At 48.9% G+C, this 264-nt stretch carries 1 protein-coding gene; it reads left to right on the top strand.

The features are described 5' to 3' along the window. A partial coding sequence (locus SB773_RS32535; RefSeq protein WP_486304319.1) for a Ppx/GppA phosphatase family protein occupies positions 1–264 on the top strand: 264 nt, incomplete at both ends.

The raw sequence follows: 264 nt of genomic DNA, 5'->3' as shown, positions 1-264 counted from the left end.
AGCGCAGCCTCAGGCTCAGCAATCATCTGCAAAACAACCGTCTTGACACAGAAGGAATATCCATTACGCTCACTTGTTTGCACCAATTCAAGGAGCTGCTGGAAGTGAAACAGGTCCAAAAAACAATTGCCGTTGCCACAGCTGCCGTCAGACAGGCAGAAAACGGGATCGAGCTGATTGAGCAGATCAAAGTCGAAACAGGTATTTCCGTCCAGATTTTAACAGGCGAGGAAGAAGCCCGTTATGGCTATCTCGCTGTGATGG

Origin of the sequence: Bacillus sp. SIMBA_074 (assembly GCF_046534555.1) — a bacterium.
GTDB lineage: Bacteria > Bacillota > Bacilli > Bacillales > Bacillaceae_G > Bacillus_A > Bacillus_A mycoides.
The sequence above is the reverse complement of the archived record's forward strand: the minus strand, read 5'-3'. Positions and strand labels throughout refer to the sequence as shown.